The sequence below is a fragment of the Vibrio sp. CDRSL-10 TSBA genome (assembly GCA_039696685.1).
GTDB lineage: Bacteria > Pseudomonadota > Gammaproteobacteria > Enterobacterales > Vibrionaceae > Vibrio.
The window spans coordinates 334,541-358,882 of the sequence record CP155566.1 but is presented as its reverse complement, the minus strand read 5'-3'; the positions used below and the strand labels follow the sequence as shown (position 1 = coordinate 358,882).

The 24,342-nt window shown below is 53.5% G+C and carries 17 protein-coding genes, 5 pseudogenes and 1 riboswitch; of the genes and pseudogenes, 4 read left to right on the top strand and 18 right to left on the bottom strand.

From position 1 onward, the window contains the following. Position 1: 1 nt before the first annotated feature. The 17 genes and pseudogenes from ABDK09_09045 to ABDK09_08965 form a co-directional block, all read right to left on the bottom strand. Positions 2-472, bottom strand: a complete 471-nt coding sequence (locus ABDK09_09045; protein XAW89765.1) for an MSHA biogenesis protein MshP — start codon at positions 470-472, stop codon at positions 2-4. Next, a pseudogene (locus ABDK09_09040) lies at positions 462-1,164 on the bottom strand (prepilin-type N-terminal cleavage/methylation domain-containing protein). The gene ABDK09_09045 and the pseudogene ABDK09_09040 overlap by 11 nt, the downstream one beginning before the upstream one ends. Continuing rightward, the gene (locus ABDK09_09035; protein ID XAW89764.1) at positions 1,164-1,730 is read right to left on the bottom strand and encodes a type II secretion system protein; all 567 of its coding nucleotides are present in this window, start codon (positions 1,728-1,730) and stop codon (positions 1,164-1,166) included. Before ABDK09_09035 ends, ABDK09_09040 begins: the two are co-directional and overlap by 1 nt. After that, complete coding sequence (locus ABDK09_09030; GenBank protein XAW89763.1) at positions 1,727-2,221, bottom strand: prepilin-type N-terminal cleavage/methylation domain-containing protein; 495 nt, start codon at positions 2,219-2,221, stop codon at positions 1,727-1,729. Before ABDK09_09030 ends, ABDK09_09035 begins: the two co-directional genes overlap by 4 nt. A gap of 120 nt (positions 2,222-2,341) precedes the next feature. Next, positions 2,342-2,815 carry a type II secretion system protein gene (locus tag ABDK09_09025; GenBank protein ID XAW89762.1) on the bottom strand — a complete coding sequence of 158 codons (474 nt, stop codon included), beginning with the start codon at positions 2,813-2,815 and terminating at the stop codon, positions 2,342-2,344. A gap of 33 nt (positions 2,816-2,848) precedes the next feature. Beyond that, positions 2,849-3,422: pseudogene (locus ABDK09_09020) on the bottom strand (prepilin-type N-terminal cleavage/methylation domain-containing protein). Positions 3,423-3,509: 87 nt separating this feature from the next. After that, positions 3,510-4,010, bottom strand: a complete 501-nt coding sequence (locus ABDK09_09015; protein ID XAW89761.1) for an MSHA biogenesis protein MshF — start codon at positions 4,008-4,010, stop codon at positions 3,510-3,512. A 2-nt stretch (positions 4,011-4,012) separates the two neighbouring features. Next, positions 4,013-5,236 carry a type II secretion system F family protein gene (locus ABDK09_09010; GenBank protein ID XAW89760.1) on the bottom strand — a complete coding sequence of 408 codons (1,224 nt, stop codon included), beginning with the start codon at positions 5,234-5,236 and terminating at the stop codon, positions 4,013-4,015. Positions 5,237-5,244: 8 nt separating this feature from the next. Further along, positions 5,245-6,970: pseudogene (locus ABDK09_09005) on the bottom strand (ATPase, T2SS/T4P/T4SS family). Further along, a complete protein-coding gene (locus ABDK09_09000) occupies positions 6,960-8,090 on the bottom strand; it encodes an MSHA biogenesis protein MshN (protein XAW89759.1) in 1,131 nt (376 codons plus the stop codon). The pseudogene ABDK09_09005 and the gene ABDK09_09000 overlap by 11 nt, the downstream one beginning before the upstream one ends. Then, a pseudogene (locus ABDK09_08995) lies at positions 8,090-8,933 on the bottom strand (AAA family ATPase). Before ABDK09_08995 ends, ABDK09_09000 begins: the two are co-directional and overlap by 1 nt. 5 nt (positions 8,934-8,938) lie before the next feature. Next, entirely contained in the window at positions 8,939-10,582 is a 1,644-nt protein-coding gene (gene mshL, locus ABDK09_08990) for a pilus (MSHA type) biogenesis protein MshL (GenBank protein XAW89758.1), read from the bottom strand. Positions 10,583-10,597: 15 nt separating this feature from the next. Next, entirely contained in the window at positions 10,598-10,939 is a 342-nt protein-coding gene (locus tag ABDK09_08985) for an MSHA biogenesis protein MshK (protein ID XAW90705.1), read from the bottom strand. Between the two features lies 1 nt (position 10,940). Then, a complete protein-coding gene (pilO, locus tag ABDK09_08980) occupies positions 10,941-11,597 on the bottom strand; it encodes a type 4a pilus biogenesis protein PilO (GenBank protein ID XAW89757.1) in 657 nt (218 codons plus the stop codon). Beyond that, on the bottom strand, positions 11,597-13,042 hold the full coding sequence (locus ABDK09_08975; protein ID XAW89756.1) for an MSHA biogenesis protein MshI: 1,446 nt from the start codon (positions 13,040-13,042) through the stop codon (positions 11,597-11,599). The genes pilO and ABDK09_08975 overlap by 1 nt, the downstream gene beginning before the upstream one ends. A gap of 8 nt (positions 13,043-13,050) precedes the next feature. Continuing rightward, a pseudogene (csrD, locus tag ABDK09_08970) lies at positions 13,051-15,058 on the bottom strand (RNase E specificity factor CsrD). 385 nt (positions 15,059-15,443) lie between these two features. Then, positions 15,444-15,983, bottom strand: coding sequence for a single-stranded DNA-binding protein (locus ABDK09_08965; GenBank protein XAW89755.1), 540 nt, complete (start codon positions 15,981-15,983; stop codon positions 15,444-15,446). 284 nt (positions 15,984-16,267) lie between these two features. On the opposite strand from ABDK09_08965, the gene ABDK09_08960 reads away from it, so the two are divergent. From ABDK09_08960 to ABDK09_08945, 4 genes are all read left to right on the top strand, one after another. Next, complete coding sequence (locus ABDK09_08960) at positions 16,268-16,918, top strand: LuxR C-terminal-related transcriptional regulator (GenBank protein XAW89754.1); 651 nt, start codon at positions 16,268-16,270, stop codon at positions 16,916-16,918. Between the two features lie 130 nt (positions 16,919-17,048). Continuing rightward, positions 17,049-17,918 (top strand): UTP--glucose-1-phosphate uridylyltransferase GalU, encoded by an 870-nt coding sequence (gene galU, locus ABDK09_08955; protein XAW89753.1) that lies wholly within the window; start codon positions 17,049-17,051, stop codon positions 17,916-17,918. Between the two features lie 134 nt (positions 17,919-18,052). Beyond that, complete coding sequence (uvrA, locus tag ABDK09_08950) at positions 18,053-20,875, top strand: excinuclease ABC subunit UvrA (protein XAW89752.1); 2,823 nt, start codon at positions 18,053-18,055, stop codon at positions 20,873-20,875. A gap of 69 nt (positions 20,876-20,944) precedes the next feature. Continuing rightward, the gene (locus tag ABDK09_08945; protein ID XAW89751.1) at positions 20,945-22,753 is read left to right on the top strand and encodes a PglL family O-oligosaccharyltransferase; all 1,809 of its coding nucleotides are present in this window, start codon (positions 20,945-20,947) and stop codon (positions 22,751-22,753) included. Between the two features lie 60 nt (positions 22,754-22,813). Here the strand turns inward: ABDK09_08945 and ABDK09_08940 are convergent, their stop codons facing one another. Next, positions 22,814-23,935: an alanine--glyoxylate aminotransferase family protein gene (locus ABDK09_08940; protein ID XAW89750.1), complete on the bottom strand. Its 1,122-nt coding sequence runs from the start codon at positions 23,933-23,935 to the stop codon at positions 22,814-22,816. A 175-nt stretch (positions 23,936-24,110) separates the two neighbouring features. Next, a riboswitch (Lysine riboswitch) is annotated at positions 24,111-24,288 on the top strand. Positions 24,289-24,342: the final 54 nt, after the last annotated feature.

Here is a 24,342-nt window from a genome sequence, read left to right as displayed (position 1 = left end):
ATCACTCCTTCACCAACACATCCTGGACCCGTTCGACCTGATAACGGCCACTGCCACAGGTCACACTGCTCTCCAGCTTAAATATTTGATCATCCTGCAGCGGTCCTAACGAGATACACTGAGTTTGTGCCGAACAGCCCGGATACTGCGTTATCATGCTGTTTGCCTCAGCCGAGATTGCTGTCCAGTCATCATTACACACGCTGCTGACCGCGGCCGACTGGCCGAGCGGATAAAGATGGGTCAGCGCCATTTCATTCAGTGAATGGGCGGCAAACCAGGCCTGGGTACCAAGCAGTTCGCGCGCCAGGCCGTCCTGATTGGACCATTCCATCCGGCTCAGCGCCGAAGCGAGAAAGCCCATCACCACTATGACAAACAGGGCGACCATATATAAATTACCGCCCTGTTTGCGCCGCCCGGCCAATGGCTGACGGGCAGATGGGCGTGATTGCGCGCTTTCAGGGAACATTGAGTACCTGCACATCCTGTTCAAAATCACTCGCTTCACCATTCTGGCTGAAACGCAGCGACAAATGCACCACACCGCTGCGTTGCAAACTGGCCGACTCATAATCAAAACTGCCGCTGCTGATGCTGTCACCAACGATGACACCATTCCGGCTGATGGTATTAGCAGCAAAATTAAGGCAATACTCCACCGCCGAGCGATACATATAAAATCTTTGTGCCACGGACTGGCTGCTCAGCGGCTGCGATAAAGTCACACTGGTGTCACTGCCGCTCATCGCAATGCCGCTGCCGGAGCTAAACTCCTCCTGATGACTCGGATTGATAATCATGGTCAGGCCATCAAAGCTGAGCGAAACTGCTCGCCTGGGCAACATTACCGACAATAAAGCTTAAGCGGCTGTTATCCGTATCGCCCAAGGCATAGAAACCAGAATAGACAATCGGATAAAACGACAGGCACTGCTGCGTACTGTCAGACGATATCGCCAGACTGTTCGGAATGGCATGACGAATCTCACGCATCATTTTTTCCAGCACAAACTGGGCCTGGGTCTGAATGCGTTGCCGGGCCACGCTATCAGCGTAGCCGCGACTGCCCAGTTCGACAAATCCGGCAATCCCGAGTACCAGAATCGAACCGACAATCATGGTCAGGATCATTTCGACCAGCGTAAACCCGCGCGTGCGCATCAATAATTCCCCCGGTAGGCAACAAACTGGTACTGGCCATAACCGCCGGTATCCACCGTCAGGCGAATCTGCTTAAGCTCAGTGACCGCAGCCACCGGCTGATAGCTACTGCCTGCATAACTGACGGCCACGGTCACGGTAAAATGGCGATAGTTAGCACTGACATCCTGACCGAGAACATTGGCCAGCGGATAAACATCGGGATTCGAACCGCAATCGTTCGCACTGTCGCTGTACCAGCAGCCAATATAGTCATCGACGTCGTTAAACTCATCCGGCGTTGCTTCATCGTCCCGCCCCAGTGATTCAGGAGGAGTGCAAGGCTCGGCGCCCTCTTCACCACAACGCAAAAAACCGCCGTCAAAATCACTGTTGGCATCAAAACCAAGCGCCAGGATCTGGCTCATCATGCTCTGGCCAAGGTTAGCGGCGCGGGTCTGGTAATGCGGCGCGGCCGAGCGCTCGACCTGCGGATAGAGAAAACTGACCAGAGTCACCATCGCCAGGCCAATAATCACCATCACCACAATGCTTTCAATCAGGGTGAAACCGCGCTGGCGCATCATACGCAGCCTCCGCGCGACACATAACCTTGCGAGTTAATACAAATCTGGGTTGAGCTGTCCGGCGCGCTGATCAGTATCGTCAGGCCGGGCTGAGTAATACCGACCGGATTACCGAGCAGGTCAAACGACAAGCTCTGGTTATCCAGAGCAGCAGAAGAGACGAAAGAGAGTTGGTCACCGCGCAGCACATCGCTGCGTGCATCATCAAGGTTGGCCTGGCAGGACGCTACCGAGCCTAAACAGTCCGGCGTCACCGCCAGCGTGTAATAACCGTTACTTTGCAGTTGCTCGGCGCTGAGGTTGGATTGCATGCGGCTGAGCTGAATCTGGCGGATAATCGAGATCGCCTGCTCCTGCGCGGTAAAGGCAGAAAAGCTCGCCACACCAATAAAGCGGCTGGCTGCATACACAGACACAATGCCGATCAGTATGATCACCACGATCAATTCCACCAGGGTAAACCCGGCGTTAGTGCGAGCAGGTGTGCGCATCGATTCTCAGGTTAAGGAAAGATAAACGGTAAGTGTAGCAAGCCGGTCAACGATCAGGTTGTGATTTCGGGCCGGCTAAAGCAATAAAGGCCAGCGAGGCTGGCCTTTGGATATATCTAATTAACAATTATCTGCATCTGGCGCTGTAATGACAGGTTCAGCTCCAGAGGTTGCTGCTTTATATCTAACACTACAAGTCCAGTTTGGGTTACTTCCCGCAGTCGTGACTTGTATTTCAGCTCCAGCAGTGTCAGCACCGCCTGAAACTTGCCAATCACCGTCACTATCAAAACCTTTCATAGCAGCAATAATGCCTGCACTGCTAGCAGTAGGATACCCAAAAATAGTATTTATATTGCTTTCTTCAGAAGAAACAACAACTAACTCATCGCTAGTTTCAACCCCGTTAATCGCAGCCTTACCATAAACAATACCCGCAGCACCTTGCATGGCGCCTTTCAGACCTTGAAGTGCTGACGCTCTAGCATCAGATTGCAAATTCAGGAAACGGGGTGCTGCTGTAACCGCCAGGATACCCAGAATTACGATCACCACCACCAGTTCGATAAGGGTAAAACCGCCTTGTCTTTTCATTGTAACTCTCTCTCTTTCAGAAAAATAAATCGCTTATTGTAAGGTGACCGTTACCCGGCCGGTTCGGATCTCATACACAAACTGATGTTCGCTGTTCCCTTCCTGCTGCACATAAGTGCAGGTCCAGTTACTGCTGTCAGCCTGTGCGCTGTATCGGATATCATCATTACTGCTGGCATTGGCCACCGTATCGACTTGCGGCGGGTTCTGCAGCAGGTTTTCCATCAGGTCGACGCAGTTCTGGTCATCCAGACTGCCCGGAAACCGTGGTGCTGTCCTGATTAATAGCAAACGGATAACCGTCACGAAAATCTGTGCTGGTACCGCTGCTGTCCTGAGCGCGGGTCAGCCAGAAATCCATACCGTCATAGTTGACCGTGTTGTAACGCTCATTGCCAATGGTGGTGCTCGGACGCGATCCAGCTTCCCACTGCGCGCGGGCAGAGAGCACACCGGTGGCATAACCACCGGCCACACCTTCTATGCTGGCTTTTTTCGCTTCATCGGTGACGTCAAGAAAACGCGGTAATGCCGCGACCGCCAGCAAACCGACCACCACGATCACAATGACCAATTCAACCAGGGTAAAACCCGACTGCTTATTCATATCTCTAATCCTAACACACTCATTATTGTTGCATATACTGGCAACCCGTTTTCGCTCAACTTCGTGATACATCAGTTAGAATCCAGCTTAAGGCTCTGGCTGGATATGCGCTGAAAACTTGTTGTTCTGTAACCGTATTTCTATCGTATTGTAGCCGTGATAATCAAACACACAATCATAGCCGTTACTCAGCGTTGTGCCGGTCACCCGCGGCGGCTGATTGAGAATCCTGACATCCGGATAAAGCAGCGCTAACAGAGCCGAGCAATCCACCTCGCCGCTTATCTCTGCATGCAGCGCGCCATTATCCCCCTTGCCATGCTCTGTCTTGGCGCCCAAACGCGGATAGAGCCAGCCGTGCGGGGAAAATTCAATCCACTCACCGTCAATCTGACTGCGCTGCGGTTTACCGCGCAGCAGCCACTCCTGCTTGTAAAAGTTAGCCCGCTCAATCATACGGCCGCTGGCAACCTCAAACGCGGTACGCTGTAATTCTCTGTTTATCGGCTGCCAGGCCGAAAACATGACCGCGATCAGACTTAATACCACCAAAGCCCACAAAAACGGGCCGGAACGCAGTGTGAGCACTGCTAACGCCCTTTGATGGCATCCATCATGCCCCACATCGGCAGGAAGATACCCAGCGCCAGCACCAGCACCATTGCGGCCACGATGACCAGCAGGATCGGTTCGATCCTGGCGGTCAGGGTTTTCAGATCGTAATCCACTTCCCGATCATAAAAATCAGACACTTCGAGCAGCAGCTCATCAATCCGGCCGGTCTCTTCACCAACCGCGATCATCTGGATCACCAAGGGGGTAAACACCCCGCTGTTGATCGCCGTGGATGATACACTGCTGCCGGCTTCAATCGCGGCTTTCATCTCCAGCAGGCGCGCTTCAAGAAACTTGTTGTCGAGCGCCTCTGCTGCCAGCGCTAACGACTGATTAAGCGGCACACCGGCGCGCAACATTAAAGAAAACGTGCGGGAAAAACGCGATAACTGCGCCCGGTTAACTATGGTGCCGACAATCGGCATACGTAGACGGAACTTATCCCACTTCTCGCGCCCGGATGCGGTATTGAGCCAGGCGCGAAACGCAAACAGCAACGCCACCATCGCCGCCACCATCGCCAGCCAGTAGTGGACAAAAAAGTCCGACATACCGATCAGAATCCGGGTCGGCAACGGCAGATCAACCCCGAAGCGATTGAACATGTTGGCAAATTGCGGAATCACTTTGATGTTAAGAATAAACAGCGCCAGTAAGATAAAACTGATCACAAAGGTCGGATAGCGCAACGCGGTTTTGATCCGTTTGCGGGTTTCAACCTCTTGCTCATAATAGTTGGCCAGTTGTAATAATGCCTGATCAAGACGACCGGTATTTTCGCCGACATTGATCATCGACACAAACAACGGGCTGAACACACCGGCATGCATCTGCATCGCTGAGGACAAACCACGCCCGTTGGTGAGTTCGTTCGTGACCTCTTCCAGAGCATGCTGCAACTGTTTATTGGAGCAGTTTTGAGTCAGGCCTTTAATTGAGCGCAGCAGCGGCACACCAGCTTTAGTCAGGCTGTACATCTGGCGGCAGAAAATCACCATCACTTCAAGCGGCACCGCCGGTACCAGCAGCGCGCGCCAGTCAAAACTGGTCTTAGCCGCGTTTTTACCGCGCGCAATCGAGGTCGGGATCACGCCTTTGCTGATCAGCGTATCGGCGGCTATCTCTTCGTTCGGAGCTTCAACCGAACCGGAGGCTTTACTGCCGTCAAGATTGCGGCCTGAGTAACGATAAGTTGGCATACGTGACCCTACAACTCGAACGCCTGGGCCATACCGGATGAGTCGCCCTCTCCGAGCGCCATCACTTCATCCAGGCTGACCACGCCTTGCAGCGCCAGCTCCATCGCCGAGACCAGCAGAGGCTTGTACTGTTTATCAGCGCGCGCCGCACGGCCAAAACCGACCGCGTCATTGGCACGCAGCGCATCCATCATATGATGTTCCAGCTCCAGCATTTCAAATACCCCGATCCGGCCGCGATATCCGGTCAGATTGCAGCTCTGGCAACCGCGCCCACGCATAAACGGCGCCGTCACCTGATTGGGAAAACGCTGCGCCAGCCACTGCTGACGCGCATCATCCACCACATCTTCGCTTTTACAGTCAGGACACACTTTACGGATCAGACGCTGCGCAATCACTGCACGCACCGCACTGGCGACCAGATAACCGGGTGCGCCCATGTCAATCAGACGCAGCGCACTGTCGACCGCATCGTTGGTATGCAGCGTCGACAATACCAGGTGACCGGTCAGTGCAGCACGCAGGCCAATTTCCACCGTCTCCTGATCGCGCATCTCCCCGACCAGTATAATGTCCGGGTCCTGACGCAGAAAAGTCCGCAGCAGAGTTGAGAAATCGAGGTTAATTTTCGGATTGACCTGAACCTGGTTGACCCGCTCAATGCGGTATTCAACCGGATCTTCCGCGGTAATGATTTTTTTACCAGCCACATTCAGCTCGGACAACGCGCCATACAAGGTGGTGGTTTTACCGGAACCGGTCGGCCCGGTCACCAGGATCATGCCATGCGGGCGCTTAAGCTGACGACGTAACCGCAGCAACAGATCTTCCGGAATACCGGATTCTTCTAGCTTACGAACCCCGGAAGTCTGGTTAAGCAGACGCATCACCACCGACTCACCATGCTGAACCGGCATGGTCGACATCCGGATATCCACCGACTGACCTTTACTACGGATATTAAACCGGCCGTCCTGTGGCAAACGTTTCTCCGAAATATCCAGATTGGCCATCAGTTTGAGGCGCAGTACCAGCGCCGGTGCGATGTTAACTTCATTCAGCAGGGTTTCATGCAATACCCCGTCGATGCGCTGGCGCAGACGCAGCATGTTCGCTTCCGGCTCAATATGAATATCCGACGCACCGACCTGAATCGCATCTTCAAACAAGGAGTTGATCAACTTCACCACGGTGACATCTTCGCTGTCTTCACCACCTATGGTGTAGTCAAAAGCGTCGTTGCCCTGGTGCTCGGCGTGCAACTGCTCCGCAAACGAGGCAATCTCTTTAGTGCGGCGGTAGTAACGGTCAAACCCTTCCACCAGCTGCTTTTCCGAGGCAATCACGAACTCAAAGCCGTACATCGGCAATTGGTTCAGCAGGGATTCCTGCGCAAACAGATCCGCCGGATCACTCATGGCAACACGCAGGATATCGCCTTCACGGCCAATCACCAGCGCCCGTAAGCGGCGTGCGTGAACTTCCGGCAGCAGTTGTACCGCATCAATGTCGATGTGGGCACGATTGAGATCAATCAGTGGCAGGGAGAGCTGCTGAGACAAGAAGGTCAGCATCTGCTGCTCGGTCAGAAAGCCGAGTTCAATCAGGGTGCTACCCAGCTTACGCCCGCTCTCTCGCTGGGCTACCAGGGCCTGATCAAGCTGCAGTTTCGCTGACAATGCCCTCTTCAACCAGCAGGTCACCGAGGCGTTTACGAAGTTTAATTTGCACGTTTGTCTTCCTCCACAGCAGCAATCACGGCCAGACGATCGCGGATAAAGGTTTGTGATTGCGAGGAGAGCCCCACTTTGCTCAGCGCCTGCTGATACGACGCTCTCGCCTCAGGCAGGGTGAACGCCCGCTCCTGCTGAATGGCCAGACCCAGCCACCAGCGGCCATTGCCTGGCTCTTTTTGTGTCAGCAACTGGTAGCTCTCCAGAGCCAGCTCGTTGTGTTTACTCTTTTGCGCCAGAGCGGCGCGCAGCGATAAATACTCCTGCGATGGCGCGGCAGGCAGAAAGGCCAGTGGCGACAAAGCCGCTTCGGGCTGCTGTTCTTTAATCAGTAATTTCGCCAGAGCGATGCGCAGCCGCTCGCCCTGGCGATTAAGTTCAATCCCGTTTTGCAGCAGGTCAAACGCACGCCGTACATCCCCTTTACCGTAGTAAAGCGCCGCTAGTTTCTGACGCACAGTTTCATCCTGCGGGGTATAACGCAATGCTTCACTGTAGGCATCGACCGCATCCTGAAAGTCATTGCTGTCGAGCGCTTTATCGGCGCGGCTGAGCGCTTTTTGCGCCAGTTGCTGCGGGGTCAGTTCCACCTGCTCAACCATCATGTGCGCGTCACGGTTACCGCTCTCCACGCTCTGTGCCGGTGTATCGGCAGTCGATTGACGACCTGCCCCCTGCGCAGCAGGCTGGTGCTGAGGTGCAGCAAGCTCGTGCTGCGGCGCAGACCGCGGTGCTGTGACAGATGGAGCCTGAGGCTGAGATGGAGCGGCTTGAACTGTATTTTTTTCGCGCGGCGCATCACTAATAGTACGTGACGGCCGGTAGACTTCAATCGCCGTCGGGCTGGTATTGCGGGTCGGCGAAACCGTCGGGGCCAAATCAGTTTGCTGCGCTGCGATCAAGACAGGTTTACCTTGCCCTTCGTCCGCTGGCAGACTTTGCGGCGCCTGCCAGGACACCGCCCAGCCACCTAAAGCCAGGCTGAGCGCACAACCGCCCAGCGCCCAGACCCAGCCGGGACGGGTTTTCACCGGCGCCACCCGGGCCGCTTCAATCTGATCCAGTGAGGCTCCGCGCTTGGCCGCCAACTGGGACAGCGCTTTGTTGATCTCACTCATTACTGACTCCATCCCCACAGCAGCGGGGTTTTGAATTTGGGTTTACAGGTATCAAAGGTGTCATGAATTGCCGCATAAACATGCTGATTGCTCACCTCAGGCACAGCGTCATAAAACGCTAGTAACAGCGCTTTATGGCACACCTGGTTGATAAGACGCGGGATACCATGACACGCGCGCCACAAGGCTTTCTTTTGCCCGAGGCTGAACAGCTCCTGAGCCACACCGGACTTTTGTAAACGGTTATCGATATAAGCAACGCTCTCTGCCAGATTGAGCGGACGCAGAGTGGCACTGAAAGTGATTCGCTGCCGAAATTGACGCAGATGATGCTCGCTCAGCCGCACATCCAGTTCCGGCTGGCCTATCAATACCATCTGCAGTAATTTGGTCTGCTCGGTTTCCAGGTTGCCGAACAGACGCAGCACTTCCAGCGCTTCATCGGATAACGCCTGCGCTTCATCCACCATGGCGACGACACGTTTACCTTCATCATGCAGCGTCATCAAACGGGCCTGGATGCTCTCCACCAACTGACTGTCACTCAGTTTCTCCGAGCTGCAGTTCATGCGCGACCGCGCGACGCAACTCCATCGCACTCAGCGCCGGATTGGGTAAATAGAGCAACTCAACATCAGAGGACAAATGGGTCAGCAGCATCCGGCACACCATGGTTTTACCGGTACCGACTTCGCCGGTGATTTTTATCACGCCTTCACCCATTTCCAGTGCAGCGCCTACACTTTGAATCGCTTCATAATGCGGCGCTAAGCCCAGAAACAATCGCGTATCCGGGGTGAGGTGAAACGGCAGCTGATCCAATCCGAAATGGGCCAGATACATAACCGTTACTCAGCGTCCGGGAACCATTCCTGCAGCAGATCGCGCGAACGTTCCAGCTCTTTATGCCAGGTGTTCACCCCGACGACAGTCGGCTTCAGCAGGATGACCAGCTCGGTCTTTTCCTTGGTCTGAGTGGTGCTGCGGAACAGGTGGCCCAGAGCAGGAATATCGCCCAAAAACGGCACTTTCGACACGCTGTTACTGGTATCGGTTTTCATCAGACCGCCAATCACCACCACATCACCATCCTGAGCACGAATCACCGAATCCGATTCACGAATCGAACTGCGCGCCAGTGGCAGGGTAAAGGAGCTGTTGTTGTAAGTGATCTCTTTATCCTGCTGCTCAACCTCAATCACGGACGGGTGCACGTGCAACAGTACATTGCCTTTATCGTCAATCTGCGGCGTCACATCGAGTGAGATACCGGAGAAGAACGGCGTCAGTTCAACATTCGGTGCCGCGACCGTATCGTCGCCCGAGCCGACCACGCTGGTCAGATCGGTCACATAGTATTCATCACTGCCGACCTTGATCACCGCTTTCTGGTTATTGGCTGCCGTCACGCGCGGGCTGGACAGCACATTCAGATCGCCCTGAGTGGCCATAAAGTTAAGCACGGAGCTGAAACTGCCATCTGAAATGGTGATATTGGTCTGGCCGCCGAGCAAGGTGCCAATCGCATCCAGCCCCGGCAGGGTAGAACTGCCCGTACCCACCCGGTTAATCACCACATCGCCGTTACCAAGCGACATATTTGACCAGTTGATGCCCTGCTGATAACTGTCGGTCAGGGTCACTTCCAGGATCTTAGCTTCCAGCACTACCTGGCGCTGCATACGCTGCTGCGACACATCAAGAAAACGGCGCACTTCACGGATTTCATCCGGATAGGCGCGCAGAGTGATCACACCCGCTTGTGGCGTCACCACCACACTCTGACCACGCCCGCTGCCAATCAGGCGGCCAACGGCGGTTTCCAGCTGCGGCCAGAAATCACTTTCACTGGTGGTTTCGATTTCTGTCCCGCCACGCGCAGAAGTACTGTTGCTGCTATTGTTGTTGCGGTTAGATGAGTTCGACGTACTGCTGGTCGACGAACTGCTGCTACTGCTGTTTGAATCAGTATCTGTGTTAGTAATGGTACCGGTGGTAATGGAGGTTAACGAACGGCCGCTGCGCTTAAACTGCAGATAGTCGACCGGAATGGTCACGGTGCGCAGACCCGCCGGATAAACCTGAACCACTTTCCCCTCGGTTTCGATGTCATAACCGTACAGGTTGCGTACCACATCCAGGGCTTCATCCAGAGTAACGTCGCTCAGATTGACCGTGATTTGGCCTTCAACCGCAGGGTGGATAGCCACACTGTAGCCGGTATTTTGTACCAAGCTGGCAAAAAAGGCCTTGGCATCCACATCTTTGGCCTGAATGCGAAAGCGTTTGAGATTACGCGCAGCACCGGTTTCCGTCTCATGCAAATCAGGCATCAGATCGGCTTCAACCGAAGCGGGCAACTGCTCCAGATTACGGCTGTTTGAGTCCTGGATCGACTGGTCAAGTGACTTCTTTACCTCGACCGGATCCCGATGTCCCATCGAACACCCCATTAAGGCCGCGATCATGACACCGATAACCACTTTACGCATAAGTAATCTTCTACCTTATTGTTTGATATCAAGGGAAAACAGCGTGAGTTCCCAATGCTGTCCGCCACGCGTGAGCCTGACCATAGATTCAGTCACAGCCGCGACCAGATAACCATCAACTTTATCGCCGCGCTGCACCACCTGATCGTTCACGATGGCGTTGCAGGTCTGGCTGCACAAAATGCTGTGCAGTTCAGGTAACACCGTTTTGGCCGGCGCACTGGCTTTAGCCGCCGGGCTAAAGCCAAGCGGCGCGGTCGGATCTGTGCTGGCGAATGCCAACGTACTGGCCAGAAGACTGCCACCCAGCAGCATACAAGTTTGTCTGACGATTGTTGTCAGCCCGCGAATTACCATATTAGCCACCAATAAACTCCTGACGTGAACCCAGGGTATAAACCTGCACAATCAGGCGTGCCTGCGGATATTCTTCCACCGCGTAGTGAAAACTGCGCCAATAGTATTTGACCGGCAGACTCTCCAGCGCCAGCAGATAATCACGGATAGCAAAATAGCTCCCCGTCAGCTCAAGGCGTACCGGATGGACATAATAGGTGGTACTTTCCTGCTCCTGCTGCGCTTGACCGGTTTTCATCGGCTCAGCCGGCAGTGACGTCAGGCTAATCAATTTGAGCTTGCTGCTGCGATCTAAAACGCTTTGCAGCAATTGTGCCATTTGAGTCGGCGAAACCAGAGTCGACGTCAGTTCGGCCAACGTCATCGACAGCTCCTGACTCTGCGCTTGCAAGCTGGCGAGCTGCTTATCGACATCCGCATCGGGATTTTTGCTGAGCGCGACTTCAAACTGCTTAATCGTCATCACTTTGCTGCCATTTGCAGCATTCAGGCTAGCCAGTTGGCTGCTTTGCTGCTGATAGCGTGCCAGGACAGGATCCAGCAGCCAGGTCTGCAGCAGTAAGGCAACCGCGACTAAACCACACACGGCAATCAGCCATTTTTCGCGCGCCGAGCGGACAGCAAAAGCATCGTTCCAGGCAATCCAGCGTTGCTTCATCACTTAGCTCCCTGCTGCGTTTTCAGTTCAAAGGTAATCACATCATCGTCATTGCGGCCAATCACCAAGCGGTCAAAACTGCGTCCGGTCAGATGCAATTCACTCTGAAACTCGGCAATCCAGCTCGGTACCACTTCGGCATCACGGGCCAGTCCTTCAATATCGAAGCGCTGCGGCGTCATATCAATCTGACGCAATGAAATGTCTCTGCGGGCCAGTTTGGCCAGGGCATTCATCACCCCGGAATACCCCACCTGCTGGGAGTGGTCAAACTGATTGATCGCAGCCAGTGACATCTGTTTAGCGTCAATCTCTTTTTTGAGCCGGGCGACAGCAGCCAGCTTCTCTGCCGAGGGCTGATGCCGGGCGACCTGCTGTTTCAAGGTGCTGATCTGTTGGTCCCGCTGCGCTGCAAGCGTTTTGGCCTGCGCAACCTGCTGATCCAGAGCAGACAAACGGAAGTGATACATAACGGCCACAGCCAGCATGATCACCGCAACCCCGCTCCAGGCGAGGCAAACATTAGCCAGAGTGAAATGTTCTTTTTTCGGCTTGAGCTGCTGCTGATAGAAATTCACCGCTGAATCAGGCAGATAGCGACAATAGCGCGCCAGCAACTGACCGGATAACTCCTGGGGTTCATTATCGGAGAGAGTGAATACCTTAACGTTCAAACGCTCGTTCAAGCCACTAATCAACTCTGCATGATCTTCGCCATCACAGCAGATATGCAGCTGATGCAGGGGAATGCCTTTTAGCTGGGAAGAGAGATAATCAATCGAACGTTGCAGCTCCAGAGCCAGTCCGTCCAGTTGCAGCATCGAGCTGGCCATACCGGTTATCGGCGCGACAATACCGCGCAACGTCCGCTGGAAATTACACTGCCTGTCAACGAATGCATCCAGCTTAAAGTGACCGCCCTGACTGCGCTGCAACAACAAAAAATGCGGCTGTTCGGGCAGACAATGCGCCCAGACTTCCTGCTCGGGAACCATGCGCCCCAGATGGCAATCGAGCTTTTCCAGGCTGTCCGCCAACTCGAGGATCGGCGCTTTCGCCATGACATAAGTCTGGACCTTGTTACTGCCGGTCAGCGGGTGAGCATCAGCAACCACCTCGGTCACTTTCTCACTGATCAAATCTTTGAGCAGGAAAGGCAGAGCCGCAGACCACTCTTCACGCGGTACGGCCGGCTGATCAATCTGATAGCTCTGATAAAGCTGGGAGTGCAGCACCACATCCAGGGTGACCCCTTTGAGGCCGGCTTTGCGCACCGCAGCGCACAGCGCTTGTTGCCAGCTATGACCGTCAAGTGTGCTGCGTTCCGGCAAGGCAGACACAGCCGCAGAGGCAAAATAAATTGCATCCGGCTGCACCACAGCGCTGATGGTGCGCTTCTGGCTGGTCTTGCAGGTCAGTTTCTTGATCACATCATCCAATGTCATAGATTATTTCACTTTGTTCGCCAGCGGTTACGGCGTCCGGGTTTGACCAAACTTTTCAGTGCGGTGACAGGCGGTGCTGGCGCAGGAATCAAATCCTGCTCTTCGGCAAACAGGCGCCCCTGCCCGCCATCAACACCAAGCGACAACAACATCTGCCATTCGGATTCACTCTCAACCCCGACCGCAATCACTTTGGTTTCCGTGCCGCTGCACACCCCGATCATACTGCGCACAAACAGCTGATTTTCATGGCGCTGATCGATGTTCTTAATCAGGCTGCGATGTAGTTTCAAATACTTAATTTTTAAATCTTTAATGTAATGAGTGGCGACAATAGTCCGCCCGGCCTGACCAACCACCAGCTCACACCCCATTCCGGCCATCATCCGCATCACCGGACGCATGTAATCGAGATGCTGCACCAGATGGCCTTCAGCAAATTCGAACGACAGACGCGAGCGCAGGCTGTGTGGCAACTGCATCAGCTCATTGCGGAACCAGCGCAGATAGCGCTTATCGGCAAACGGCACCACATGCATATTGAGTGAGAAGGTCTCATCCTCCCACTCGGCTTGCTTGAGTAATTGCAGCACGCGGCTGAATACGGCGCGATCCAGTACCATTTCATAGCCAACCGTTTCCAGTGCGGCGCTGAAGCGGGAGGCCTTCAGCAGCCCCTGCTCAGGATCATCAATCCGTACAAATAACTCATTATGAACTAATGTTAGTCCATTAGCCGCAGCAGATAAATAACATGGTTGACGGAAAAGCCTGATTTTTTCGGGAGTTAAGCATTGGTCAAACAGAGTTCTCCAGCGCACGCTACCACGTTCATCATCTGCTTTGGCCACTTTTTTAAACCGGCTCCAGGCATTACTGCCCTGCAACTGGGCGCTGCGCAGTGCCGTTTCCGCTTCATCAATAATCCGCCCACGTCGCTCACCTTCCTGATACATACTGACCCCGATATGGAACCAGTTATCGTGATCCATCGGTCTTGGCGGTGTGATGCGTTCAATTAATTTGAGACATTGGGTCGCCACATGTGCGACATCCTTCGAGCTCTGATTCGGCATGAAAATGGCAAACACCGCATCGTAATAGCGGGAAAGAATCACTTCCGGATAACGGGCAATGACGTTGGAGATACACTCTCCGACCTCAACCACAAAATCATCAATGGTGCGTTTATCCTGCTCTTCCCGCGCGGCATCGAGCTCTTCCATACGAATCATAATCACGCCGCCATGAGCGCCGCTTTCCAGCATGGTGGATTCCAGCTTACTGTCGAACAGAATCCGGTTGGCCGCGCCGGTCAGCTGATCCAGAAACGTCTGGCTGCGGATAAAGGTATCAAAACGGCTGCGTTTCCTGACGCGCATCCTGCAGCTCTTCAATCAGGACATCCAGCGCTTCGCTGGCGGTATACGGCCACTCACGCTCATCACCCTTGGCATATTGCTCAACCCGGCCGGCCAGAATCATCCGCCCGCGCTCTTCAAGCAGCTCTGAGCCGTGCAACTGCTCTTTGAGCCACTTCACTCCGCGCACCAGGCAGAACACGATTAACATCACCGCCAGGGTGATCGAACCCATGGCGCCCATGGAATAACCATAACCGAGATATGGCGGGACTATTTTGAAATGAATCGAATAGCCCTGATTACGCGCTAAAGCGATATCTGTATCGTACAGGCGAGCGGGATCGGTCTTTGATGAGGTGTCTTTAAAACGGTAGATAGTGCCGACCGGCGACGAGAGCTGCATCTCCACGATGTTGGAGGCCTGCAGCATTTTGGGCATCCAGCGCTGCATGGAGTATGCCGCGTCCGGATCTTCTAATTCTTTGTCCACCACCTCAACGATGCCGTGCAGGTAGTGATTAAGGTACTCCTGCCCCATACGTTGAAACGATAAAGTGCCGCCGATGAACAGAATGAACATCGCACTGATAACAATTAACGTAACGAACGCAACTAAACGCGTACTCAATTTAAGCGTCGGTGTATACCGCATGAAACTGAATTCCCTTCCTATTCATCGGTTGAGGCAACAAACTCAACGGGCATTTAAGCATTTTGTCACTCAGGATCCCGGTGACCTTATTGACTCAAAGCGACCAGCGGAGCTGATCAATAAAGCTTTGTGAGCCGATAAGGCATGCTTATTCTGGTGTCCCGTCTGGCGGTGGACTCTGTCAATCCGATGCTCGCCGTCAATACGCGGACGGGTTTACTGCCTGATAATCGATGTTCTGCCCCCGCCTCAATACCGGGTTGCGCGATATCAGCGGAGCACTCAGTTGGGCAGGATGCTGTTCCTTAAGCCACAATTTGAGTATCGATGAGTTAACTATATAAAAAAGCCGCGAAATTCGCGGCTTTTTTATATCTCGAAGCTCTTAGAATGGGATGTCGTCATCAAAATCCATTGGTGGCTCATTGTACTGTGGCTGCGACTGCTGCGGTGCCTGCTGCTGTTGTTGTGGCTGGCGCTGCTGCATTGCTGGTTGCTGAGGCTGTCCCCAACCGCCCTGTTGCTGTGATGACGGGTTCATGCCACCACCTTGTTGCTGCATACCGCCTTGCTGACGGCCACCCAGCATCTGCATGATACCATTATAACCCTGAACAACGATTTCAGTGGTGTAACGGTCCTGACCTGACTGATCCTGCCATTTACGAGTCTGCAGCTGGCCTTCAATATAAACCTGTGAACCTTTACGCAGGTATTCACCAGCCACTTCTGCCAGTTTGCCGAACAGAGCAACACGGTGCCATTCGGTTTTCTCGCGCTGTTCACCAGTCGCTTTGTCACGCCATGTTTCTGACGTAGCAACTGTGATGTTTGCTACTGCACCACCACTAGGCATGTAGCGAACTTCAGGATCGCCACCCAGGTTACCAACCAAAATTACTTTATTCACGCCACGGCTTGCCATGTTCTGCTCCGTATTTAAATTCGGTGTATTTCTGAAATAGTCGGCAAGGATAACATGCTTTGCATCGACTACCAATCATCCACCGGATAGTTCTCTCTCCCGTCGTAAAAATCCATCCTTCAAGCACAATTTCTTCGGCGCACTTCGAGCTTTTTAACCCTGATAAGCTACTCATTTACCTGAAGAATTGAATTCTCACGCAAAGCCTGATTTTGCATTCGCCTCTGTCGGTTAATTTCGGCATGTTACAGCTTTCAACCCCACAGATGGAAAGGAGAACTGTCATGTCACGCACCAATTACACCCGCACGATTTACCTGCTGTGTCCGGATCAAAACCAGCCACCAGCCCCCTCGCTGCAAGAGGCATTATTACGTCTGCCAGTAGACGTACCCAATATCGAACCTGAACAGCTCCTGCACGAATACAAAACCGACAAACATAAAATTCTGTTATTTAATTATGACCAACACCAGGAACTTCGCCAGCGCCTGAGCCCGTTGCGGCTGACCAATATCAATCTGGAAACCATACTGTTTAATGTCAACCGCCGGCTGCGCACTGAAGATTTGCTCTCATTCGGCCATCTTAAGGGGTTGTTTTATCGGCATGACACGCCTGAACTGATTGCCGACAATCTGGCGGAAATCATTAATGGCTATAATCGCCTGCCGCGCCATGTCAGCAGTCAGTTGCTGCACCATTTTCGTCACGTCTGTCAGCATCACAACACCCAGGCCAGCCTCAACCTGACCACGCGCGAACTGGAAATACTGCGTTGCCTGCAGACCGGCGAGTCCAACCTCAGAATGGCGGAAAGCCTGTTCATCAGTGAATTCACGGTCAAATCGCATCTGTATCAGATCTTTAAAAAGATTGCGGTCAAAAACCGTACTCAGGCAGTCGCCTGGGCCAACCAGAATCTGTTCTCATAACTGAGGTGAGCAGCACATTTTCTGGTCCGGGACAGAGAATGTGCTGAAGTCACGCCCCAGAACATGGTAAAGTCGTGGCCAAATTGGCTTCCAACTATACAGAATCAAAGAAAAATAGGGCTTTAAACTTATGATCAACAAATGCCTTTTCCCGGCAGCTGGCTACGGCACCCGCTTCTTACCGGCAACAAAATCAATGCCAAAAGAGATGATGCCAGTGGTTAACAAACCTCTGATTGAATACGGTGTTGAAGAGGCCATCCAGGCGGGTATGACTGGTATGTGCATTGTGACCGGACGAGGCAAGCACTCGATCATGGACCACTTTGATATGAACTACGAGCTGGAACATCAGATCAGCGGCACCAACAAGGAAAAACTGCTGGTTGATATCCGTTCGATCATCGATACCGCGCAGTTCACTTACATCCGTCAACGCGAGATGAAAGGTCTGGGTCACGCGATTCTGACCGGCCGTGAACTGGTGGGTGATGAACCGTTTGCCGTTGTGCTGGCTGATGACCTGTGTGTCAATGAACAGCAAGGTGTTCTGGCCCAGATGGTCGCACTGTATAAACAGTTCCGCTGCTCTATCGTCGCCGTACAGGAAGTACCGCAGGATGAGACCCACAAATACGGTGTGATCTCAGGCGAGATGATCAAAGACGATCTGTTCCGCGTTGACGACATGGTGGAAAAACCAGAACCTGGCACTGCACCAAGCAACCTGGCGATCATCGGCCGCTACATTCTGACTCCGGATATTTTTGAACTGATCGAAAATACCGAACCGGGCAAAGGCGGTGAAATCCAAATCACCGACGCACTGCTGAAACAAGCCAAAGCGGGCTGTGTCCTGGCTTACAAATTCAAAGGCAAGCGTTTCGACTGCGGCAGCGTTGAAGGCTACATTGAAGCCACCAACTACTGTTTCGAAAACCTGTACCAGAAAGATCAGCAAAAGGTTGAGCTCGACAAGCACTCAACCCAGAAATCGTAATTTCTGCACCAGTACTGATTCTGCAAGCCATCCTCCGGGATGGCTTTTTTAACTGTTTTTTTATCCAGTAATCATTTGCACACTTGTCACTCTATGTAATACTTGTCCGACTTGGTATGACATAGAGAAAACTGATGGATAAAATCGAAGTTCGTGGTGCCCGTACCCACAATCTGAAGAATATCAACCTGACCATTCCGCGTGACAAACTGATTGTCATCACCGGCCTGTCCGGTTCGGGTAAATCATCGCTGGCCTTTGACACCTTGTATGCTGAGGGGCAGCGTCGTTACGTTGAATCCCTGTCGGCCTATGCCCGTCAGTTTCTCTCTTTGATGGAAAAACCCGACGTCGACCACATTGAAGGTCTGTCTCCGGCCATTTCTATCGAACAAAAATCGACTTCTCACAACCCGCGTTCAACCGTGGGCACCATTACCGAAGTCTATGACTACCTGCGTCTGCTCTATGCCCGCGTCGGTGAGCCGCGTTGTCCGGATCACCATGTACCGCTGGCCGCTCAGACCATCAGTCAGATGGTCGATAAAGTGCTGGAGATGCCGGAAGGCGCCAAGATGATGCTGCTGGCACCGATCATCAAAGAGCGGAAAGGTGAGCACGTTAAAACGCTGGAAAATCTGGCTGCTCAGGGCTTTATCCGCGCCCGTATCGATGGCGAAACCTGTGATCTGTCCGATCCGCCGCCGCTGGAACTGCATAAAAAGCACACCATTGAAGTAGTGGTGGATCGTTTCAAAGTTCGCAGCGATCTGCAGCAGCGTCTGGCAGAATCGTTTGAAACCGCGCTCGAGCTGTCCGGCGGTATTGTGGTGGTCGCGCCGATGGACGGTGACGGGGAGGAGCACGTCTTCTCCGCCAACTTTGCCTGTCCGCACTGTGGCTACAGCATGCGTGAACTGGAGCCGCGCCTGTTCTCATTCAACAACCCGGCCGGTGCCTGTCCGACCTGTGACGGTCTTGGCGTACAGCAGTATTTCGATCCGCAGCGCGTGATCCAGGATGACACTCTGAGTCTGGCCCAGGGCGCGATTCGCGGCTGGGATCAGAAGAATTTCTACTACTTCCAGATGCTGACCTCACTGGCCAAGCATTATGATTTCGACCTGCAGGCACCGTTTAAACAATTGCCGAAAAAGATCCAGGACGTGCTCCTGAATGGCTCCGGCCGCACCGAAATCGAATTCAACTACATCAATGACCGCGGAGATATCCGGGTCAAACGTCATCCGTTTGAGGGCATTCTCAATACGCTGGAACGTCGTTACCGCGATACCGAATCCAACTCAGTACGCGAAGAGCTGGTGAAATATATTTCCACCAAATCCTGTGCCAGTTGTGACGGTACCCGGCTGCGGCTGGAAGCACGTAATGTGTTCGTCAACGACACCACCCTGCCGCAGATTGTTGAACTGAGCATTGCTGACGCGCTGCAGTTTTTCCAGTCGCTGCAGCTGGAAGGCCAGCGCGCCCAAATCGCCGAGAAAGTGATGAAAGAGATCAATGACCGGCTGCATTTTTTGGTCAACGTCGGCCTCAACTACCTCAATTTATCGCGCAGCGCCGAAACCTTGTCCGGCGGTGAAGCACAACGCATCCGTCTGGCCAGCCAGATTGGTGCCGGACTAGTCGGCGTGATGTACGTGCTGGATGAACCGTCTATCGGCCTCCACCAGCGTGATAATGAACGCCTGCTCAGCACCCTGACTCATCTGCGCGATCTGGGCAATACTGTCCTGGTGGTCGAACACGATGAAGATGCCATCCGTCTTGCCGACCATGTGATTGATATCGGCCCGGGCGCCGGTGTCCATGGCGGCGCTGTGGTTGCCGAAGGCACAGTGCATGAAATCATTGCCAACCCGGACTCTCTGACCGGTCAGTATCTGAGTGGCAGCAAAGCGATTCAAGTGCCGGCCAAGCGGGTTGCACGTGATCCGAAAAAGACCGTTGAGCTGATCGGCGCCTCCGGTAACAACCTCAAAGACGTTAACCTGTCGCTGCCGGTGGGTCTGTTCAGCTGTATTACGGGTGTATCCGGATCCGGCAAGTCGACCCTGATCAATGACACCTTTTTTAATATCGCCCACATCGCCCTGAACGGCGCCACCACCTCCAAACCGGCACCGTACAAATCGATTCAGGGTCTGGAGCACTTTGATAAGGTGATCGATATCGATCAGAGCCCGATTGGCCGTACGCCACGCTCTAACCCGGCGACCTACACCGGTATCTTCACCCCGATTCGTGAGCTGTTTGCCGGTACTCAGGAGTCGCGCTCCCGCGGCTATAAACCGGGCCGTTTCAGCTTTAACGTCCGGGGCGGACGCTGTGAAGCGTGTCAGGGCGATGGCGTGATCAAGGTTGAAATGCACTTCCTGCCGGACGTGTATGTACCGTGTGATATCTGTAAAGGTAAACGCTACAACCGCGAAACCCTGGAAGTGCGCTACAAAGGTAAAACCATTGATGAAGTGCTGGAGATGACGGTTGAAGACGCGCGAGCTTTCTTCGAACCTGTGCCAGTCATTGCGCGTAAACTGCAGACTCTGATCGATGTCGGCTTGTCTTACATTCGTCTTGGCCAGGCTGCGACGACCTTGTCCGGCGGTGAAGCGCAACGGGTCAAACTGGCGCGTGAGCTGTCGAAACGCGATACCGGCAAAACCTTATATATTCTCGATGAACCAACCACAGGTCTGCACTTCCACGATATCCAGCAACTGCTCGATGTCCTGCACCGCCTGCGCGATAACGGCAACACCGTGGTGGTGATCGAACACAACCTTGATGTGATTAAGACTGCCGACTGGATCGTCGATCTCGGTCCGGAAGGTGGTCAGGGCGGCGGCGAAATTATTGCCGAAGGTACCCCGGAAGATGTGGCCCAGGTCGAAGGTTCACATACCGCGCGCTTCCTTAAACCTATGTTGAAATAGAAAAAAGCGCTAAAGTGAAGAAACCAGCGCCATCCGCTGGTTTCTTTTTTCGTTTACTAGTGAGACGTTATGGCAACCTTGTTACTCAGTGGCACTCAGCTCGAACCGCAGGCCCCTCGTGCTCCGTTGAATAAACCTTTTCTCATGGTGCTGGGCGCTGTTTATCTGATCGCCATGCATTTTTTCATGCCCAATCCCGGCGGCTCCGGGCTGGCGCTGGCTTTTAATCCGGCGACCTGGCTGACCCTGAGCGTGGCACTGGCCATTGGCCTTTATCAGCTGGCCTCCTATCGTAAGCTGCGTTACTCCAAGCTGAGTATTGTCCTGCTGATCTGCAGCGTGATTATGTCGCTGCCGATGTTATACACCAATGCCTACTGGTCAGGAGCCATCAGCCGCATGACCGGATTATGGGCCGGTTTGCTGCTGTTTATTGTGCTGCAGCAGTTCTACTTCAGTAATAAACACAAACAGCGTCTGCTGTGGTTCATCATCTTCGGCTGTTTGATTGAGGCCGCCTTCGGCCTGGTACAATACTTTGTGCTGCAGCCAGGCAATCCGTTTGGCTACAATGCAGTCGATAATCGTCCGTATGGCATTTTCCAGCAGCCTAACGTCATGGCGAGCTTTCTCGCCACCGGCTTAGTGCTGTCGGGGTACCTGCTCGCCCGCCAGCCGAAGAAATACAACAAACACCTCAGTGAAGTGAGCCTGCTTTATCTCACCCCGTTGATGACAGTGCCGCTGCTGATCGTTCTTGCCTCACGCACCGGCTGGCTGTCGGCCATTCTGGGTGTGGCACTTATTCTGCGCTACCTGTACCGTTTCTCACCACGCCAGCGCTTTATCAACTGGCTGCTGGCAACGCTGGGCGGCATACTGATTGGTATCGGCGCTATGTACTCTCAGGGCGGCGATAGTCAGGTTGCGGATAAAGCGGACCTGGACAGCCCGCGCCGCTACACCTTCCCGCAAACCCTGGACATGCTGATCGAAAAGCCGTTTACCGGTTACGGCTACGGCGATTTTGAGTCCAGTTACATTCTCTACACCGCACGCCAGCACCAGCTCAATGAGCAATACCCGGCCGGTCTTCCGGCAATGGACCATCCGCACAACGAAATCCTGTACTGGGGGGTCGAAGGTGGCCTGCTGCCGGTTCTGGGTATGGCTATTGCCGCGGCTTTTTTCCTGCTGCGCATCCGCTCCGCCAAACAAGGCACCCGGATGGCGATGTTTGCCCTGTTACTGCCGATCCTGCTGCACACTCAGCTCGAGTATCCGTTTTATCACTCCGCGATTCACTGGATCACCTTCGTGATTCTGCTGTTCTGGATCGATCTGCGTGTCGCCAAATTCCATGTGGTGCGTTTTAGTAAGATCAGCCGTTCGGTGCTGCGCGTACTGAGCCTGATCCTGCCGTTACTGACCGGGTTTTACATGCTCAGTGCGCTGCACACTAACTACGTTCTGATGCAGTTTGAGCACTCCAAGCCACGTAATCCGGCCCTGCTGGATAAAGTCACCAACCCTGTGGTGTGGCGTGACCGCTTCGACTGGGATGTGTACAGCACTTACCTCAATATAGGTCTGGCACAACATAAGTCGGAGTATATCCAGCCTTACATCGACTGGTCACTGGACATTATCAGGCATAAGCCTCGCCCGGCGTTTTACAGTAATCTGATCCTGGCCTATCAGGGACTGGGAGATAACAGCCGTGCTGAACAGATCCGCGCCGAAGCCAGCTTCCTGTTCCCGGGCCATGATTTCAGCCACATCCAGTATCAGACTCCGGCGATACCATCCGCGGCCGCTCCGCTCAGTCAAGGCGCATCCTCAGGGAGCACAACCTCGTCGGATGCGCACAGCGGATAAGACCTGGATCAAAAAAGGTGGCTTAAGCCACCTTTTTCATTGTCGCCACACTGACGCCAACTAGCGTTGCAGAGCTTCTTCGAGTGCTTTCAGGCACAAGGCGATATTCTCAGAGCGGGCGCCATAGCCCATCACGCCGATACGCCATGCTTTACCCGCCAGTGCACCCAGGCCTGCACCAATTTCCAGATTGTACTCTTGCAGCAGATAGCTGCGTACCGCGGCATCATCAACGCCCTCAGGAATATAGACCGCATTCAGCTGCGGCAGACGACTCGCTTCATCGACCACAAAACTCAGCCCGAGCTGCTCTAAGCCTGCTTTTAATTTCTGGTGCATTTTGCTGTGTCGCGCCCAGGCATTCTCCAGCCCTTCATTTTTCAGTATCAGCAGAGATTCATGTAACGCGTACAGGCTGTTGACCGGAGCCGTGTGGTGGTAGCTGCGCTTACCCTGCCCGCTCCAGTAACCCAACACCAGGCTTTGATCCAGGAACCAGCTCTGAATCGGTGCCGTGCGGGTCTGAATTTTTTCAATCGCCAGCGGAGAAAAGGTCAGCGGCGAGAGACCCGGTACGCACGACAGACATTTCTGACTGCCGGAATAGACCGCATCCAGCTGCCATTCATCCACCAGCAGCGGTACACCACCCAATGAGGTGACGGCATCAACAATAGTCAGCATACCGTGTTGCTTGGCAAGCTGGCCGATCGCTTTGGCATCACTGCAGGCACCGGTCGAAGTTTCGGCATGCACAAACGCGACAATTTTCGCATCCGGATTCTGTTCGATAGCGGCGGCGACTTTATCCACCGAGACTGGCGTCCCCCATTCATCATCAACCAGTACCACTTCACCACCGCAGCGCTGCACGTTTTCACGCATCCGCTCACCAAACACACCATTGCGGCACACAATCACTTTATCGCCCGGCTCGACCAGGTTGACGAAGCAGGCTTCCATACCGGCACTACCCGGCGCAGAGACGGCAATGGTAAATTCGTTCTCGGTCTGAAACGCATATTTAAGCAGTTGTTTGAGTTCGTCCATCATGGTGATAAACAGCGGGTCAAGGTGACCGACGGTCGGACGACTCAGCGCCTGCAGTACCTGAGGCGAGATATCAGAAGGTCCGGGGCCCATCAGGATACGATGGGGTGGAATAAAACTGCGAATAGTCATGTTGGCTCCATGCGTTGGGGGATGAAATATCAAGACTAATGCAAATTATTCCCTATCACAATTGGCCATAAGTCGGGAGGTCGAACCTGTCACATCCGCAGTGAATAATTATTTTGCCCGGATGCAGAATTTACAATTGACATTAACGGCATAAACCCGTTCAATGTGTGAGCTATTTAGCAGAAGAGGAGCACTGCCCAGGCAGATATTTTGTGGAGCCTCAACTCCAAAACAAAATATTCAGGGGGAGTAGTGCCGAGACAAATCTTAATTGTGGTTTTGATTTGTCGGTTGACTGGGCTGAATCCCTTCAACTGTCATCGGCCCCGAGCTGATGAAGAGCTTCTGAGGTCATCTTTTCATAGTCTCACCTCTTTTTTGCTCTAAAGAACACTCTCTTCAAACAT